The sequence below is a fragment of the Burkholderia sp. SIMBA_062 genome, from assembly GCF_046534765.1.
Lineage (GTDB): Bacteria > Pseudomonadota > Gammaproteobacteria > Burkholderiales > Burkholderiaceae > Burkholderia > Burkholderia ambifaria.
This window is the reverse complement of the sequence record NZ_JAWRYD010000010.1, coordinates 83,177-97,955: the sequence shown is the minus strand read 5'-3', so window position 1 is coordinate 97,955 and position 14,779 is coordinate 83,177. Positions and strand designations below refer to the sequence as shown.

At 62.4% G+C, this 14,779-nt stretch carries 18 protein-coding genes and 1 tRNA gene; 16 read left to right on the top strand and 3 right to left on the bottom strand.

Annotated features, from left to right (window positions below):
- Positions 1 to 38: 38 nt before the first annotated feature.
- From SB786_RS13095 to SB786_RS13085, 3 genes are all read right to left on the bottom strand, one after another.
- A complete protein-coding gene (locus SB786_RS13095) occupies positions 39 to 2,021 on the bottom strand; it encodes a DNA topoisomerase IV subunit B (protein WP_410727833.1) in 1,983 nt (660 codons plus the stop codon).
- A 274-nt stretch (positions 2,022 to 2,295) separates the two neighbouring features.
- Positions 2,296 to 4,281, bottom strand: coding sequence for an ATP-binding cassette domain-containing protein (locus SB786_RS13090; RefSeq protein ID WP_410727831.1), 1,986 nt, complete (start codon positions 4,279 to 4,281; stop codon positions 2,296 to 2,298).
- A 196-nt stretch (positions 4,282 to 4,477) separates the two neighbouring features.
- Complete coding sequence (locus SB786_RS13085) at positions 4,478 to 4,882, bottom strand: DUF4399 domain-containing protein (RefSeq protein WP_410727829.1); 405 nt, start codon at positions 4,880 to 4,882, stop codon at positions 4,478 to 4,480.
- 197 nt (positions 4,883 to 5,079) lie between these two features.
- On the opposite strand from SB786_RS13085, the gene SB786_RS13080 reads away from it, so the two are divergent.
- The 16 genes from SB786_RS13080 (at position 5,080) to SB786_RS13005 (ending at position 14,756) form a co-directional block, all read left to right on the top strand.
- Positions 5,080 to 5,262 (top strand): rubredoxin, encoded by a 183-nt coding sequence (locus SB786_RS13080; RefSeq protein ID WP_012364402.1) that lies wholly within the window; start codon positions 5,080 to 5,082, stop codon positions 5,260 to 5,262.
- Between the two features lie 146 nt (positions 5,263 to 5,408).
- A tRNA-Arg gene (locus SB786_RS13075) sits at positions 5,409 to 5,483 on the top strand.
- A gap of 175 nt (positions 5,484 to 5,658) precedes the next feature.
- Complete coding sequence (locus tag SB786_RS13070) at positions 5,659 to 6,876, top strand: tyrosine-type recombinase/integrase (RefSeq protein WP_410727828.1); 1,218 nt, start codon at positions 5,659 to 5,661, stop codon at positions 6,874 to 6,876.
- A 9-nt stretch (positions 6,877 to 6,885) separates the two neighbouring features.
- Entirely contained in the window at positions 6,886 to 7,647 is a 762-nt protein-coding gene (locus SB786_RS13065; RefSeq protein WP_410727827.1) for a hypothetical protein, read from the top strand.
- Positions 7,648 to 7,751: 104 nt separating this feature from the next.
- Entirely contained in the window at positions 7,752 to 8,012 is a 261-nt protein-coding gene (locus tag SB786_RS13060; protein WP_410727936.1) for a helix-turn-helix transcriptional regulator, read from the top strand.
- Positions 8,013 to 8,015: 3 nt separating this feature from the next.
- Complete coding sequence (locus tag SB786_RS13055; RefSeq protein WP_410727825.1) at positions 8,016 to 8,738, top strand: Rha family transcriptional regulator; 723 nt, start codon at positions 8,016 to 8,018, stop codon at positions 8,736 to 8,738.
- Positions 8,735 to 8,971 carry a transcriptional coactivator p15/PC4 family protein gene (locus tag SB786_RS13050; RefSeq protein ID WP_410727823.1) on the top strand — a complete coding sequence of 79 codons (237 nt, stop codon included), beginning with the start codon at positions 8,735 to 8,737 and terminating at the stop codon, positions 8,969 to 8,971. The genes SB786_RS13055 and SB786_RS13050 overlap by 4 nt, the downstream gene beginning before the upstream one ends.
- 152 nt (positions 8,972 to 9,123) lie before the next feature.
- Positions 9,124 to 9,390: an XRE family transcriptional regulator gene (locus SB786_RS13045; protein ID WP_410727821.1), complete on the top strand. Its 267-nt coding sequence runs from the start codon at positions 9,124 to 9,126 to the stop codon at positions 9,388 to 9,390.
- Positions 9,387 to 9,740 carry a hypothetical protein gene (locus SB786_RS13040; protein ID WP_410727820.1) on the top strand — a complete coding sequence of 118 codons (354 nt, stop codon included), beginning with the start codon at positions 9,387 to 9,389 and terminating at the stop codon, positions 9,738 to 9,740. The genes SB786_RS13045 and SB786_RS13040 overlap by 4 nt, the downstream gene beginning before the upstream one ends.
- Positions 9,737 to 10,036 (top strand): hypothetical protein, encoded by a 300-nt coding sequence (locus tag SB786_RS13035; RefSeq protein WP_410727819.1) that lies wholly within the window; start codon positions 9,737 to 9,739, stop codon positions 10,034 to 10,036. Before SB786_RS13040 ends, SB786_RS13035 begins: the two co-directional genes overlap by 4 nt.
- Positions 10,029 to 10,244 carry a hypothetical protein gene (locus tag SB786_RS13030; RefSeq protein WP_410727817.1) on the top strand — a complete coding sequence of 72 codons (216 nt, stop codon included), beginning with the start codon at positions 10,029 to 10,031 and terminating at the stop codon, positions 10,242 to 10,244. Before SB786_RS13035 ends, SB786_RS13030 begins: the two co-directional genes overlap by 8 nt.
- Positions 10,237 to 10,638, top strand: a complete 402-nt coding sequence (locus SB786_RS13025) for a hypothetical protein (RefSeq protein ID WP_410727816.1) — start codon at positions 10,237 to 10,239, stop codon at positions 10,636 to 10,638. The genes SB786_RS13030 and SB786_RS13025 overlap by 8 nt, the downstream gene beginning before the upstream one ends.
- On the top strand, positions 10,638 to 13,031 hold the full coding sequence (locus SB786_RS13020; protein ID WP_410727815.1) for an AAA family ATPase: 2,394 nt from the start codon (positions 10,638 to 10,640) through the stop codon (positions 13,029 to 13,031). The genes SB786_RS13025 and SB786_RS13020 overlap by 1 nt, the downstream gene beginning before the upstream one ends.
- Entirely contained in the window at positions 13,028 to 13,516 is a 489-nt protein-coding gene (locus SB786_RS13015) for a hypothetical protein (protein WP_410727813.1), read from the top strand. The genes SB786_RS13020 and SB786_RS13015 overlap by 4 nt, the downstream gene beginning before the upstream one ends.
- Before the next feature lie 174 nt (positions 13,517 to 13,690).
- A complete protein-coding gene (locus SB786_RS13010) occupies positions 13,691 to 14,062 on the top strand; it encodes a single-stranded DNA-binding protein (RefSeq protein WP_410727935.1) in 372 nt (123 codons plus the stop codon).
- 7 nt (positions 14,063 to 14,069) lie between these two features.
- Positions 14,070 to 14,756, top strand: a complete 687-nt coding sequence (locus SB786_RS13005; RefSeq protein WP_410727811.1) for a hypothetical protein — start codon at positions 14,070 to 14,072, stop codon at positions 14,754 to 14,756.
- Positions 14,757 to 14,779: the final 23 nt, after the last annotated feature.

Below are 14,779 nucleotides of genomic sequence, written 5' to 3'. Positions count from 1 at the left end.
CGTGAGGCCGGGCCGGGCGTCATGCCCGGCCGCGCGGGTTAGATGTCCGCTTCGACGTCGTTGCCCTTTTCCTCGAGCCAGCCGCGCCGCGCGGCTGCCTCGCCCTTGCCCATCAGCATCGTCATCCGCGCGACGGTCGCCTCGTAGTCGAGCTCGCCGAGCTTCACCGGCATCAGGCGGCGCGTGTCGGGGTTCATCGTCGTGTCCCACAGCTGCTCCGCGCTCATTTCGCCAAGCCCCTTGAAGCGGCTGATGCTCCATTGGGTTTCACGCACGCCGTCCTTGCGCAGCTTGTCGAGCGTCGCCTCGAGTTCGCCTTCGTCGAGCGCATAGAGCTTCTGCGCGGGCTTTTTGCCGCGCGCCGGCGCATCGACGCGGAACAGCGGCGGCCGCGCGACGTGCACGTGGCCGCGTTCGATCAGCTGCGGGAAGTGCTTGAAGAACAGCGTGAGCAGCAGCACCTGGATGTGCGAGCCGTCGACGTCCGCGTCCGACAGGATGCAGATCTTGCCGTAGCGCAGGTTCGACAGGTCGACGGTTTCGTCCGGGCTGTGCGGATCGACGCCGATCGCGACCGAGATGTCATGTACCTCGTTGTTCGCGAACAGGCGGTCGCGCTCGGCTTCCCAGGTATTCAGCACCTTGCCGCGCAGCGGCAGGATCGCCTGGTATTCCTTGTCGCGGCCCATCTTCGCGGAGCCGCCCGCCGAGTCGCCCTCGACGAGGAACAGTTCGTTGCGCGCGATATCTTCCGTCTCGCAATCGGTCAGCTTGCCCGGCAGCACCGCGACGCCCGAGCTCTTGCGCTTCTCGACCTTCTGGCCCGCGCGCGTGCGCGCCTGGGCCTGCTTGATCACGAGTTCGGCGAGCTTCTTGCCGTGTTCGACGTGCTGGTTCAGCCACAGCTCGAGCGCCGGCCGCGAGAACGACGACACGAGCTTCACAGCGTCGCGACTGTTCAGGCGTTCCTTGATCTGCCCCTGGAACTGCGGATCGAGCACCTTCGCGGACAGCACGAACGACACGCGCGCGAACACGTCTTCCGCGAGCAGCTTCACGCCCTTCGGCTGCAGGTTGTGCAGTTCGACGAAGCTTTTCACCGCCTGGTAGAGACCGTCGCGCAGGCCCGACTCGTGCGTGCCGCCGGCTGGTGTCGGGATCAGGTTCACGTACGACTCGCGCACGAGCGAACCTTCCTCGCTCCATGCGACGACCCATGACGCGCCCTCTCCTTCGGCGAAGGTTTCGTCGGTCGAACGCGCATCGGCGAAGCGCTCGCCCTCGAACAGCGGGATCAACAGCTCGCTGCCGTTCATCTCGTCGAGCAGGTAGCCGCGCAGGCCGTCCTCGTATTTCCACGTCTGGCGTTCGCCGGTCTTCTCGTTGACGAGCACGACCTCGACACCCGGCAGCAGCACGGCCTTCGAGCGCAGCAGGCGCTGCAGCTCGCCCAACGGCAGGTTCGGCGAATCGAAGTACTTCGGATTCGGCCACACCTGCACGCGCGTGCCGGACTTCTTCTCGCCGCGGCCCGCGCCTTGCGTCGCGAGCGGCTTCACGACATCGCCGTCGGCGAAGCCGAGTGCGGCGATCTTGCCGTCGCGCCAGACCGTCACGTCGAGGCGTGTCGCGAGTGCGTTCGTCACCGACACGCCGACGCCGTGCAGGCCGCCCGAGAACGTGTACGCGCCGCCGGCGGCCTTGTCGAACTTGCCGCCCGCGTGCAGGCGCGTGAACACGATCTCGACGACCGGCACGCCTTCCTCGGGGTGCATGCCGAACGGGATGCCGCGGCCGTCGTCCTCGACCGACACCGACTGATCGGTGTGCAGCGTGACGATGATCTGCTTGCCGTAGCCGCCGAGTGCCTCGTCGGACGCGTTGTCGATGACTTCCTGAATGATGTGCAGCGGATTTTCGGTACGGGTGTACATGCCGGGCCGCTGCTTGACCGGCTCGAGACCCTTGAGCACCTTGATCGATGCTTCGCTATAGGCCGCGCTGGGCTTCTTCGTTGACATAGGCGCTGAATTTCGTCATTCATCGGGACGTTGTCCACACCTGGTGTGGATAACGTCGTGGACAAAACGTTGAGTTCCGCAAAAAAGCGAATCGAAACAACGCTGTGCTTGGACTGCTTCGAAAGCGGGCGTGCGGCATGCGCTGCGCGACCCGGGACGCGCGGTATTTTACTGGTTCCACGTGGCGCGCCGTCGCAAGATCGTCGCGCGGTGCGTGCCGGCCATACGGCCGGCGCTACGACGCGCCGGCGTGCGACGCGCCGCGCGCCATGCGTCAGACCGGTTTGCGCTTCGCCTCGAGCGTCTCCCACCGCTCGAGCGCGGCGAGCAGTTCGTCGTCGATCGCCGCGAACCGTTCGGTCAGGCGCGTGCCTTCCTGCGGATCCTTCGCGAAGATCGCGCCGTCCTCGAGCTGCGCGTTGATCGTCTTCTGTTCTTCCTCGAGCGCCGCGATCTTCTGCGGCAGCGCATCGAGTTCGCGCTGCTCGTTGAACGACAGCTTGACCGTGCGCTGCGCGTTGCGGCCGGCCGCGCTTTTCGCCGGATCTTCCTTGACCGGCGCCGCTTCCTTCACCGCGCGCTTCACCGCTTCCTGCTGCGCGAGCTGCTGCGAACGCTCGCTCTGGATCTGCCAGTCGGTGAAGCCGCCAACGTATTCGCGCCACTTGCCGTCGCCCTCGGCCGCGATCACCGACGTCACGACGTTGTCGAGGAACGCGCGATCATGGCTGACGAGCAGCACCGTGCCGTCATAGTCGGCCAGCAGCTCTTCCAGCAATTCGAGCGTCGGGATGTCGAGGTCGTTGGTCGGTTCGTCCAGCACCAGCACGTTGGCCGGACGCGCGAACAGGCGCGCGAGCAGCAGCCGGTTACGCTCGCCGCCCGACAGCGACTTCACCGGCGAGCGCGCGCGTTCCGGCGCGAACAGGAAGTCGCCGAGATAGCTCATCACGTGCTTGCGCACGCCACCGATCTCCACCCATTCGCTACCCGGGCTGATCGTATCGGCCAGGCTCTTTTCCTGGTCGAGCTGCGCGCGCATCTGGTCGAAATACGCGACCTGCAGGTTCGTGCCCGTGCGCACCGTGCCCGTGTCGGGCTTCAACTCGCCGAGGATCAGCTTGAGCAGCGTGGTTTTACCCGCGCCGTTCGGGCCGACGAAACCGATCTTGTCGCCGCGCATGACCGACGTCGAGAACGTGTCGACGACCGTACGATCGCCGTAGCGCTTCGTCACGTCCGTCAGTTCCGCGACGATCTTGCCCGACTTCTCGCCCTGTGCGACGTCGAGCTTCACGTTACCCTGCGAATTGCGGCGCTCCGCGCGGTCGTTGCGCATCTGCACGAGCCGCGCGATGCGCCCGACGCTGCGCGTACGGCGCGCCTCGACGCCCTTGCGGATCCACACTTCTTCCTGCGCGAGCAGCTTGTCGAACTTCTCGTTTTCCACGCGCTCGACTTCGAGCTGCTGCGCCTTGCGCGTCTGGTACGCGGAGAAATTGCCCGGATACGACAGCAGCCCGCCGCGATCGAGCTCGACGATGCGTGTCGCGACGCGGTCGAGAAACGCGCGATCGTGGGTGATGAACAGCAGGCCCGCACGCTGCGAGACCAGCAGTTCTTCCAGCCAGCGGATGCCGTCGAAATCGAGGTGGTTGGTCGGTTCGTCGAGCAGCAGCACGTCGGGCTGCAGCACCAGCGCGCGCGCTAGCGCGACGCGCTTCTGCATCCCGCCCGACAGCGCGTCGACGCTGGCGTCGCCGTCCGTCAGGCCGATCTGCGCGAGCGTCATCGACACCCGCGTGCGCCAGTTCCACGCGTCGTGCATGTCGAGCGACGACTGCAGCACGTTCATCCGCGCGAGCAGCGCATCGTGCTCGGCGCCTTCGGGTGTCTCGGCGAGGCGGTGCGCGATCGAATCGTATTCTTCGAGCACTTCGCGCGTGTGCGTGAGCCCCGATGCCACGGCCTCGAACACCGTCGCGCCGGGTTCGAATTCGGGCTCCTGCGGCACGTAGACGGTCACGAGCTCCTGCTGGCGCGTGATCAGCCCGTCATCGGGCTTCGCGAGCCCGGCGACGATCTTCAGCAGGGACGACTTGCCCGCGCCGTTGCGGCCGATCAGGCCGACGCGTTCGCCGGCCTCCAGCGAGAAGTCCGCGTGATCGAGCAACGCGACGTGACCGAACGCGAGTTGCGCGCCGGTAATGGAATAAAGCGACATGGGGAGACGGCGAAGAGAGAAATCGGAAGCGCCCATTGTACCGGTGGCGGAGGCCTGCGCCGGGATGGCCGGACGGACTATGCCGGTGCGCGGTGCTTTTCGTGCTGTGACTGCATGCGACGTGCGCTTGGCGGACGGCGCCGGCATGGCGCGCTTCGCCGCCGCGCAGGGCCGGCACGGCGGGCATCCGGCCGCGGCTTCCCGGCCGGGCGCCCGCACGCGGGAGGTGCGATTACTTCACGTTGACCGTGATCGTCGAGCTCAGCTCGGGACCGTATGAGCGATGTGCGCCGTCACCGAGCTGCAGCGTCAGCGTGTGCTTGCCGGGCGGCAGCTTCACGTCGGTTTCGGTCTGGGCCTTGCCGAAGTGCAGCGAATGGTCGGAGGCGGGAATCACGTCGCCCTTGGGCACCGGCTTGCCGTCGATCAGCAGGTGATGGTGGCCCGTGTCCGGCGTCATGTCGCCGGCCGGCCTGAGCGCCATCCCTTCGAGGCCGAACTGCACGTGCACGGGGCTCGACACCGTCGCGCCATCCTTCGGCTCGACGAAGAACACGCGCGCCTCGGCACGCGCGAGCGTCGACACGGCCAGTGCCGCGACACATACCGCACCCGCGATCCATTTTTTGTTGAGCATCGTTTCCTCCTTCAGATTGAAAGGCTCACGAAGCATACACTGCGTGCCCGGCCGGTGCGATGGCGGCCGTTGTTCGCGATGCGTACGTTTAAAAGGACGTTGCGCAGGTGTTCGGCGAAATTCCGGTACTATTGCGGCTTTCGTCCGTTGGCCGCGCCGCGGACGGCATGACCGACTTTCATCATCCCGAACGCCCTATGAGCGAAGTAATCGAATACCAGAGCTGGGTCTGCCTGATTTGCGGGTGGGTCTACAACGAAGCGGAAGGGCTGCCCGACGAGGGCATTCCCGCCGGCACCCGTTTCGCCGACATTCCCGCCGACTGGCGGTGCCCGCTGTGCGACGTGGGCAAGGAAGATTTCGTCGTCGTCGATTTCTGATTCTGGTTTTTGGACGCACTGAGCACGCGCGCGGCGCATCGGCACGCATTCCGTCCGCCGATGCGCCGCGCGTTTGCTATACTCTGCGCGCTGTCCACATCGCCGTCCCGGTCGCGTTTTCTGCACGCGATATCGCGGACCCGGCTCTCCCCGTAGTTCAATGGATAGAACAAGCGCCTCCTAAGCGCTAGATACAGGTTCGATTCCTGTCGGGGGGACCAGAGATCCCCCAAAGTTTCACCAGCTTCGCCACATAAACCCCGTCACACTTGGCTGTGCGGGGTTTTTTGTTGCAAACTTCCACCAGCGACCACCAGTGGAAACAACCCCCGACTTGGGGTTCTTTTGGGGGCTTCGCAAAACACCCCCTTCAGACAACCCCCGAGGCACCAGCACATGGCGCTCACCGACCTCAAGGTCCGCACAGCAAAGCCCGCAGAGAAGCAGCAGAAGCTCTATGACGGCGGCGGACTACTGCTCCTGATCACACCGGCCGGCGGGAAACGTTGGATTTTCAAATACCGCATCGACGGCAAAGAAAAGAGCCTAGCGCTCGGCACATATCCGGACGTATCGCTCGCTGATGCGCGCGGTCGACGTGATAACGCGCGCGAAAAGCTTGCCGCAGGCCTTGATCCAAGCGAAGCCAAGAAAGCTGACAAGCGGGCTGCGCAGTTGGCCGCTGCCAGCTCGTTCGAACTCGTCGCGCGCGAATGGTTTGAGACTCAACGCGGTGGATGGTCCGCGGTGTATGCAGGCAAGGTCATCAACTGCCTCGAAGTCGACGTATTTCCTCGACTCGGTGCCCGCCCTATCGCGAGCATCGATGCCCCCGAACTGCTGGCAATCATCCGCACCGTCGAATCACGGGGCGTTCGCGAAACGGCCAAGCGGGTACTTCAGCGATCGCGCGCAGTGTTTCAGTACGGCATCATGACCGGACGCTGCGCTCGCAATCCGGCGGCCGACATCGACGCCGAAACCGTTTTGAAGAAAAGCACTGGCGTCCAGCATATGGCGCGAGTGAAAGCGACCGAGATCCCGCAGCTCATGCGCGACATTGACGAATACTCGGGCGACTTGGTCACCCGGCTCGCCTTGCGGTTCATGGCCTTGACGTTCGTGCGGACAAAGGAAATGATCCAGGCGGAGTGGCCAGAGATCGATGTCGACGTCGGGGAATGGCGGGTGCCGGCGGAACGCATGAAAATGCGCGATCCTCACATTGTGCCCCTTTCGCAGCAGGCGCTCGATGTGCTGGCCCGGCTCCGCGAAATCAACGGCCAGCAACGCTTTGTTTTCTACAGCGTGCAAGGTCGAAGCCACATTTCGAATAACACGATGCTATATGCACTGTATCGAATGGGCTACAAGTCACGCATGACCGGGCACGGCTTCCGCGGCCTTGCTGCAACAGCACTGCGTGAACTGGGATACAGCCGCGACGTCGTCGAGCGCCAGATGGCGCACGCGGAACGCAACCAGGTCACTGCCGCCTACGTTCACGCCGAGTATTTGCCTGAGCGCCGCAAGATGATGCAGCACTGGGGTGACCATCTCGAAAATCTGAAATCCGATACCTTGGTTGTTCCGATTGCTGCCACTAATCGATAAATCAATGTCATGAAGCCGGCTCGCATAACAGAATCGCGTGAGATCGATCCCAGTTACTGGGCCGAGTGCCATTTCCCTACGGTGATTGCCGCTCACTTGGCCGAATGTTGCCACAATGCTACCCCTCGCTCACTTCGCGTGATTGAACGCGGTCGCCGCTTTCGCTCGTTCTGGGAGGCCCACCCCGAAGAGGACGATCAACTCAGGAGACGGTGGAGAACTCTCGAGAAATTTTCCGTCTCTGAAGAGCAACTTCTGGCACTTTTCCTGGTGCTGCCAGATACGGCGCAGCGCAATCCATTCCCACTTTTAACCGGCGTCCGAAAGCATGGCACCAAAGACATTTCGGTTAAATATGAACGTAAGCGCTACCACGAACTCGCGGGTCAGGTCCACGAGATTCGCACTTTTCTCTTCTCCGGTGGCGCCAACAACTTTCGTAACCTATTAAGTGACGCAAGCGCAACCGGCGGGGAGGCAGCCAAAGAAGCACAAGCATTCCAGGCATCTAATAGCACTCTCCGTGCGGCGCTGTTTCATTTAGAGAAGCTGCTGACGCTTGCAGATCCCGCAGCAAAATATCCATACGGACAACCAGATAGCCATGACGCAGCGACGCAAGCCTACGTTGCAGTTCTCGCATCACTAAACTCTCGCTTGACAGCGCCCCAGCACGCTGCAATTGCGTATATCGCCCAAATCAACAATCCGCTCACCGAAGTCACCAACACTGCGCTAGGCGCTGCATGGAAGAAGCGACGCGCTAACTAAAACGTCCGAAAATAATTTACTTTAGTTCGCGCTTTGACTGGCCTCCTCCTAAGATATGACAATAATCGGGAACCATGTTCAACAACCTTTTGCGAGGTTACAACATGGTTGCCAAAGCACCGTCACTTCCACCCAATGCCGGCCCGCTAAACCCGGCACCCCAAGGGCTCCCGCTCGACGGTTACTCCCGTTGGGCGGATCTGAGTCGCTTGGTCCCGCTCTCTCGAGAATCCATTCGTCTGCGTGAGAACGCCGGCCGCTTCCCGCGTCGCGTTCAACTAGGTTCGCAGCGTTGCATTGCATGGCCGAATCGCGAAATTCACCGCTGGCTCGCCGACCCGTCGAACTACCGGGTGGAGGGCTGAGCAATGCAAAAAGAAAACGCCCGACCCAGCAAAGCCGAATCGAGCGCCGTCGAACAGCGCCAGCTTACCGCACTCACCCTCCAGCAGTCACGCGGTGAATCGCGCGTCGATAGCCGAGTGCTGGCAGAACACCTCGGCAACTCTCACAAGCATGTCCGCGAATTGCTCGAGGACTATAGCGGCGATTTTGAGGCACTGGGGGTTCTGCGGTTTGAAACCGCTAAACCCCTCCCGGGATCGGTCGGCGGCCGGCCGGAGCGCTTCGCGTTGCTGAATGAAGACCAGTGCTACTTGCTCTTGTCCTATAGCCGCAACACCGACCGCGTACGCGCGCTGAAACTGCGTCTGGTCATCGCGTTCCGTGACGCTCGCAGCCGCCAAGCGCTCCATGACGGCGTGTACCTGCCGAGCTATCACGCACTGCACGACGAAGTGGCAGAGATGGCCCGACGCGCGCACGAGGCCGGGAGCATGGCCGGCGATGAGGTGTTCCACTGCAACGTCAACAAGCTCGCCAACAAGGTTTGCGGCTTGCGGGCCGGCGAGCGTCGATCGTTGAATCCGACCCAGAGGGCAATCCTGACGGCCACGCAGGAGGTGATCCGCGCATCGTTGCAGCGTTCGATGGGCGCCGGCGACGATCACCGTGGTGCCTACCGCGCAGCCAAGCAGGCTGCGGAGGAATACGCCTCTATGGCTGGCCGTCTGCTCGGGGGCGCGCAATGAGCCACTCCACCGAATTCCTCGACCTCCGCCGCTCTGATTCGGAGCGCCTCCGCGTATCCGTGGGTGAGTACCGCGGCCGCGTTCTCGTTGATCTCCGGATCTGGTTCGCAACCGAAAGCGGCGAATGGAAGCCTGGCCGTGCTGGCGTCTCACTGCGCCCCGACCAGGTAGGTGAAGTAATGCAGGCGCTGCACCTCGCGGCACAGGCAGCCGATTCGGCAGCAATGAACTAGCGTTCTCAGCGGGCGGCGCATTCGATTGACAAATAGACCTTAAGGGTCTAAATTGAGCCGCATTGGGTAACGCACCGCGTAGCCCGCTACCTCCGAAAGGAATGAAATGAAAAACATCATCGCATTCGCGCGGACGACGCGCGACCAAATCTATGACCCTCAAATATTTCCCGCCGACGCCGGAAGACCTGCGTGCGCTGAAAGCGGAGCTCGGATTTACTGGCGAGCAGATGGCTCAAATGTTCGGATTGGCCGGAAACAGTCAGTGGAGAAAGTACACGGGAGGAGTCGAGCCGAGACCAATGTCGTTGCCGATGCTGTTTCTAGCGCTCGCGCTGCAGAACCGATCCGCGACTGTCGACCAAGTACTCGAGATGTGCCGAAAGGTCGGCGCGACGATCGACCTGGACAGCGAGTGACCGCCGGCGGCACGTTCACTGCCGCGACCCCGAACACCCTCACACGGTCGGCTGACCCATTCGACCTTATCCCGAGCGCCTGGCGCACCGGTCGGCAAGCAAAACCGACGCTCACTGTCAGCGCGGATCTGTTTGCGATTGCCGGCACCCGTGCCGCTGAAAACTGGTTGGCGGTTCGCCCGACCTCACGCCCGAACCAATGGTGTCGGTCGACGTTCGACAATCTCGTCGCCGGCCTCGGCCGCATCCCCTCCTACGCAGATTGCCTCGTGGCTTTCGAACGCTCGTTCAAGCGTCGCATCGAAGCTGCCTCCCACGCCGACCGTAAAGCTCCGGGGGTGCGCGCATGACCTCGTCAATTCTCGAAATTGTGCGCGCATCGCTGCGCGATTCGGCGGCCGTCGAACAGGCGCATGCCGCCGGCCTGCAATTTCCCCTCTTCGTTCGTGCTGGGTCTCGAGCAGCTGAGCTTTGGCTCGGACAGTCAGCGCGGAGCATGGCCGATTTCCGCGATCACCGCTTCGCGTATCTGTTGGACGGCCTGGCGCCGGCACCGTCCGACGAGGATCGCCGGACGGCCTTCAACGCCGCATTCGCGCGTCGCATTGCTACAGCAATCGTTCATGGAGAGGTGTCGCATGGCTAAGATCGCTCTCAATAACCAAACGCTCGACATCATTGCCGGCAAGCTCCAACAGCTAGAAGCACTGTTCGAATCCATCCAGGATGAGGTTACGGGTTCGCACTTTCGCGCATGCGTGCTGTGCGACATCGGGCACGACATCGTCGAGCGCGTCGGTTGCGAGCTCAACGAGCTGCGCGGCACTTTGCAGTCGGAGGTTCACCATGTCTAAGAGACAGCCTGATGCAGCGGGGATGCTCGCCTTCTTTTGGGACCACTTCGATGCGGCCGCAGCATCCGATGAGGATCTGGAGTATTTGTCCGTGGCAACCGACGAGGCAGCGAGCGCCGCATTCAAACTCAGCACTCTCATCTCGGGTATCGGTTGCCTGATTGACGAAGACCGGGGCCCCGAAGACGCGCCGGAGTGCGGCGCTCTTCAAGACGCACGTCAGACGACGCTGCTTTACCACATCGCCGACGAAGTCGAGACGATAGCGCGCCTTGCCCGCATTGGCAGCGAATCGGAGGGACGATTGCGCTCTCGCCTGAAGGAGAGGCTCACAGTGGGGAGATCTCGTCGTACGCATACCCCTGAGCAGTCCTCAACGCTCGAGGAGGTTTAATGAGCGTTTATGCAGAAGAAGAACGCATCCGCGCAGCATTGAGCCACGTGCCGGCGGATGACCGCGATACGTGGGTCCAGATGGGTATGGCTATCAAGGCCGAGCTCGGCGAAGCCGGATTCGAATTCTGGGACGACTGGTCACGTTCGGCGTCGAGCTACAGCGAGGCCGATGCGAAATCGGTCTGGAAATCGTTTCGCTCAGGCGGCATCACGATCGCCAGTCTGTTCAAGCAAGCGATCGAGCATGGCTACCGTGAAAGCGAGCCCACGACCGCGCTGTCGACCGACGAGCGCGAACGCCGCCGAATTGAACGCGATCGCGAAGCGGCTACCGCAGCCGAGATCCGCAAGCACACTCAGGCAGAGGCGGCCGCCAAGGCACGCAACCTCTGGGAGAGAGCCGGGACCGTTCGCGCGGATCACGCCTACGTACGCGCGAAGCGGATCAAGCCCTACGGAGCGAAGCAACTGCGCGACCAGCTCGTCGTCAAGCTGCAGGACATTGATGGCGGGCACCACTCCGCGCAATACATCCAGCCGGATGGTCAGAAAACGTTCCAGACAGATGGCCGAATCAGCGGTTGCTTCGTCGCGGTCAGTGCCGGAGTCAAGCCGAATGGCAAGACACCGCTGCTGATCTGCGAGGGCTACGCGACGGCATGTTCACTTCACGAAGCAACGGGTTATCCCGTCGCTGCGGCTATGAATGCCGGCAACCTTCCGAACGTCGCGCGCGCCTGGCGCCAAAAGCATTCTGAGCTGCGTATTGTGCTCTGTGCGGACGACGACACGGAAACGGCCGGTAATCCGGGCATGAGCAAGGCAACCGAGGCAGCGCGCGCGGTCGGTGCTTTTCTGGCGGTGCCTGACTTCGGTAAAGACCGCCCTAGACACGCATCGGATTTCAATGACCTGCACTGCCTCGCCGGGCTCGAGGCGGTGCGACGCTGCGTCGACGCGGCAACTGCGCCGGAAGATGCCGCCGCCCCGAAGAAGCGCACTGCGCCGACCGTCAACCTGTCCTGCGCGGCCGACATTGTGCCGGAGCCGATTCACTGGCTCTGGCCTGGTTGGCTGCCTGCCGGCAAGCTCTCAATCCTCGCCGGGCAACCTGGGTGCGGAAAGACGACCATCGCCATTTCGCTGTCGTCTGCCATCTCCAACGGCGCAGAGTGGCCGGACGGTACACGCTGCAAAGCGCCGGGGAACGTTTTGATCTGGACCGGAGAAGACGGGCTCGCCGATACGCTCGTCCCTCGCCTCATGGCTGCCGGCGCTGATCTCAGGCGCGTTTTCTTCGTGGAGTCGATCACGAATGAGGCGGGCGGGCTCCAGCCATTCGATCCAAGCCGCGATGTTCCCATTCTGGCCGAGCGCGTCGAGCAGATTGGCGGTGCGAGCATGCTTGTCGTCGATCCGATCATCAGTGTGGTGAACGGCGACTCTCACAAGTCCGGCGACGTTCGGAAATCGCTTCAGCCGCTGATCGACCTCGGGGCTGCCCACGGCTGCGCAATCCTCGGTATCACGCACTTCTCGAAGGGCTCGAAGGGCTCATCGCCGACCGAGCGCATTCTTGGCTCGCAGGCGTTCGGCGCCGCTGCGCGGATGATTCTTGTGGCCGGCAAGGATGACGCGTCCGACCGCCGGATCTTCGCCAAGTCGAAATGCAATATCGCCGGCGATTCCGGGGGGTTCGAGTATGCGATCGAAACGCTCGACGCTCAGGACGGTCTCGCATCAAGCCGAATCGCATGGGGCGAACCTCTCGATGGCTCGGCGCGCGAGATCCTCCGCGAACTGGAGGCCGATGACCTGGACACCGACGAGCAGAGCGAGCGCGAATCGAAGTTCGAGCGTGCTCGTTGCATGCTCTATGAGTGGCTGACGCCTTTCATGAGCACCAAGGAGATGAAAGCGGCAGCCCAGGCCGAGGGCGTAAGCTGGCGCATGGTGGAGGCCGCCAAGGCCGCCGAGGTGAAGGCCGGCAACAAAATCCGAGCCGTGAAGCATGGTAAGGATTGGGGATGGATTTGGGATAATCACGACGCCAAGTACGGCGATTCAACTCCGCACTCGCAGATCGTCTCAAGTCCGCAAGGAATTCAAGTCCGCAAAGGCGATTGCGGAGTTGAATCCTTTATCCAGCAAGGCTCAGAAGCCAAGTCCGCAAGTCCGCAGTCGGTTGGCGGGGTTGCCGGCATTGCCCCCACATGTCCGCAATCCCCCGTCAACTCCGTACACTCAGGAAATCATTGCGGAGTTGCGGACTTGACGGCAAACCCTTACCCATCAAGGGAATCAACTCCGCAGTCAAGTCCGCGGCCCGTCTCAGACTGCGGACTTGACGGTGATGTCGCGGCGGCAGCCGAACTGGAGGACGACGTATGAGCATTGTTGCGATTTTGAGCAAAGCCAGATCGCTGGGCATACGGCTGAGCGTCGCGGGAGACGTTGTGAAAATGAAGGGGCCGCCCGATGCGATCGCAGCAATCAAGCCGGAGATCGCTGCGCGCAAGCCGGAAATCATGGCGTACTTGCTCGCTGGGACAGACGGTTGTCAGCAAATACCGGCCGACTGCATTGGTGCACTGCGCTCTTCGGATGGTGGCCTGTATTTGCCGTGGATGCCGGTCCTCGGGCCAGAGCAGCTGCAATTGATGCAGCGGGAGCTATTCGACGTCGTCGACGAGCTCGCGCGGCTTGAGCGCTGGCCCGACGATGATTACGACATCATCATTGGGGCTATCGAGCGCCAACCTCCCTCGACGTTGCGCCCGGATCTTGCACACTTCCGTGAGCGGCTTCGGGTTGCTCGACTCGAAGCGGAAGCTAGGCAGACAGCGAACCGGCGAGCATGGAAGTTCGACAGATAATCCACTGATTGCTCGTTCATTCGGCGAGCCGGCCCCGCGCCGGCAAAATCCGATTTTCGATTTGAGGTACTCGTGCACTTCTACACGCGCACGGAATCTGCCGCGGCAATTGCTGCGGAGCTCTATCCTGCGGCAGAGCACCACTCGACGCGACACACGACCAGGGGGGAAATGATGATCGATGGATTAGTAAGTGGCCGCCTCTACGGCGAAGCCCAGATCGGAACAGGACAGAATGGAAAACGATTCGTGACATGCAAGGTGCGCGCGACTGCTGGCGACGGTGAAACGCTTTTTGTGAACGTAATCGCATTCAACGACGACGTACAGACTGAGCTTCTGGCTCTCGGAGACGCAGATAGCGTATCGCTCTCAGGCGCGCTCACGCCGAAGGTTTGGACTGACAAGAATGGCCTGGTGAAGCCGGCACTCGATATGGTCGCTCACGGGCTTTTGACGGCGTACCACGTGCAGCACAAGCGGAAGGCCATTCGGTCGCCCACGTCAGACGGGCACGCGGCGGTCGGCACGGACGACGACCTTTGAGGGAAAAATGAATTTCTACACGCTCAAGGAGGCCGCCACGGAGATCGCGGCGGCGCTCTATCCTGCCGATGCTGACGACGACAGCAACGATCCGCGTGGCGATGTCCAGCTGCGCTACGTCGCCGCACTTCAGAACGCAGTCTGCGAAAACGAGATCGTCTATCGCGAGCCGGATGGCAGGCTGCCTATCAGGCAAGAGGGAATCGCCGCTTTTATGACCTCTCACTGGTGCGTCGTCAGCGTTGCAGATCTCAACGCATGGTTGCAGTTGAAGGGTGTCGGCATTCAGTTGCCGTCCGTCCCGAACGATTCAGACATCTCGGATGCATCAAGTGACGCGGCCCCGGGGAGCGACGGGGCCGAATCCGAATGGCCGACGAGCGCCCAATTGGCCGATGCCCTCGGCCCCTATCTGGTAGCTGGTCGCGACGGCGAATGGCTGAAGCGTCGGTTGAACGATGCAGATCGATATGCTGAGCTTGTGAAATTCAGGCGGAAAGAAGGAAAAAGGCCTGTCGCCAGATGGAACGTCGGCGGTGTGACCGTCTACCTGCGCTCGCTAAATGAGTTGACCTGGAAGGGCGCAAAGGCTGCGCTAGAAAAGCACTATCCCGATTCGCTGCCCGTGCTCGACGGTCTCGGGCAGAGCGAGGATATTGCGCCTGAACAATGGTTCCCCATCCCTCGTGATTAACCGCAGCGCTCACCCTCCCCTGC

Excerpts from the sequence above, each read along its gene's own strand:
- SB786_RS13095 (WP_410727833.1), bottom strand. The coding sequence starts at position 2,021 with ATGTCAACGAAGAAGCCCAGCGCGGCCTATAGCGAAGCATCGATCAAG.
- SB786_RS13090 (WP_410727831.1), bottom strand. The coding sequence starts at position 4,281 with ATGGGCGCTTCCGATTTCTCTCTTCGCCGTCTCCCCATGTCGCTTTAT.
- SB786_RS13085 (WP_410727829.1), bottom strand. The coding sequence starts at position 4,882 with ATGCTCAACAAAAAATGGATCGCGGGTGCGGTATGTGTCGCGGCACTG.
- SB786_RS13080 (WP_012364402.1), top strand. The coding sequence starts at position 5,080 with ATGAGCGAAGTAATCGAATACCAGAGCTGGGTCTGCCTGATTTGCGGG.
- SB786_RS13070 (WP_410727828.1), top strand. The coding sequence starts at position 5,659 with ATGGCGCTCACCGACCTCAAGGTCCGCACAGCAAAGCCCGCAGAGAAG.
- SB786_RS13065 (WP_410727827.1), top strand. The coding sequence starts at position 6,886 with ATGAAGCCGGCTCGCATAACAGAATCGCGTGAGATCGATCCCAGTTAC.
- SB786_RS13060 (WP_410727936.1), top strand. The coding sequence starts at position 7,752 with ATGGTTGCCAAAGCACCGTCACTTCCACCCAATGCCGGCCCGCTAAAC.
- SB786_RS13055 (WP_410727825.1), top strand. The coding sequence starts at position 8,016 with ATGCAAAAAGAAAACGCCCGACCCAGCAAAGCCGAATCGAGCGCCGTC.
- SB786_RS13050 (WP_410727823.1), top strand. The coding sequence starts at position 8,735 with ATGAGCCACTCCACCGAATTCCTCGACCTCCGCCGCTCTGATTCGGAG.
- SB786_RS13045 (WP_410727821.1), top strand. The coding sequence starts at position 9,124 with ATGACCCTCAAATATTTCCCGCCGACGCCGGAAGACCTGCGTGCGCTG.
- SB786_RS13035 (WP_410727819.1), top strand. The coding sequence starts at position 9,737 with ATGACCTCGTCAATTCTCGAAATTGTGCGCGCATCGCTGCGCGATTCG.
- SB786_RS13030 (WP_410727817.1), top strand. The coding sequence starts at position 10,029 with ATGGCTAAGATCGCTCTCAATAACCAAACGCTCGACATCATTGCCGGC.
- SB786_RS13025 (WP_410727816.1), top strand. The coding sequence starts at position 10,237 with ATGTCTAAGAGACAGCCTGATGCAGCGGGGATGCTCGCCTTCTTTTGG.
- SB786_RS13020 (WP_410727815.1), top strand. The coding sequence starts at position 10,638 with ATGAGCGTTTATGCAGAAGAAGAACGCATCCGCGCAGCATTGAGCCAC.
- SB786_RS13015 (WP_410727813.1), top strand. The coding sequence starts at position 13,028 with ATGAGCATTGTTGCGATTTTGAGCAAAGCCAGATCGCTGGGCATACGG.
- SB786_RS13010 (WP_410727935.1), top strand. The coding sequence starts at position 13,691 with ATGATCGATGGATTAGTAAGTGGCCGCCTCTACGGCGAAGCCCAGATC.
- SB786_RS13005 (WP_410727811.1), top strand. The coding sequence starts at position 14,070 with ATGAATTTCTACACGCTCAAGGAGGCCGCCACGGAGATCGCGGCGGCG.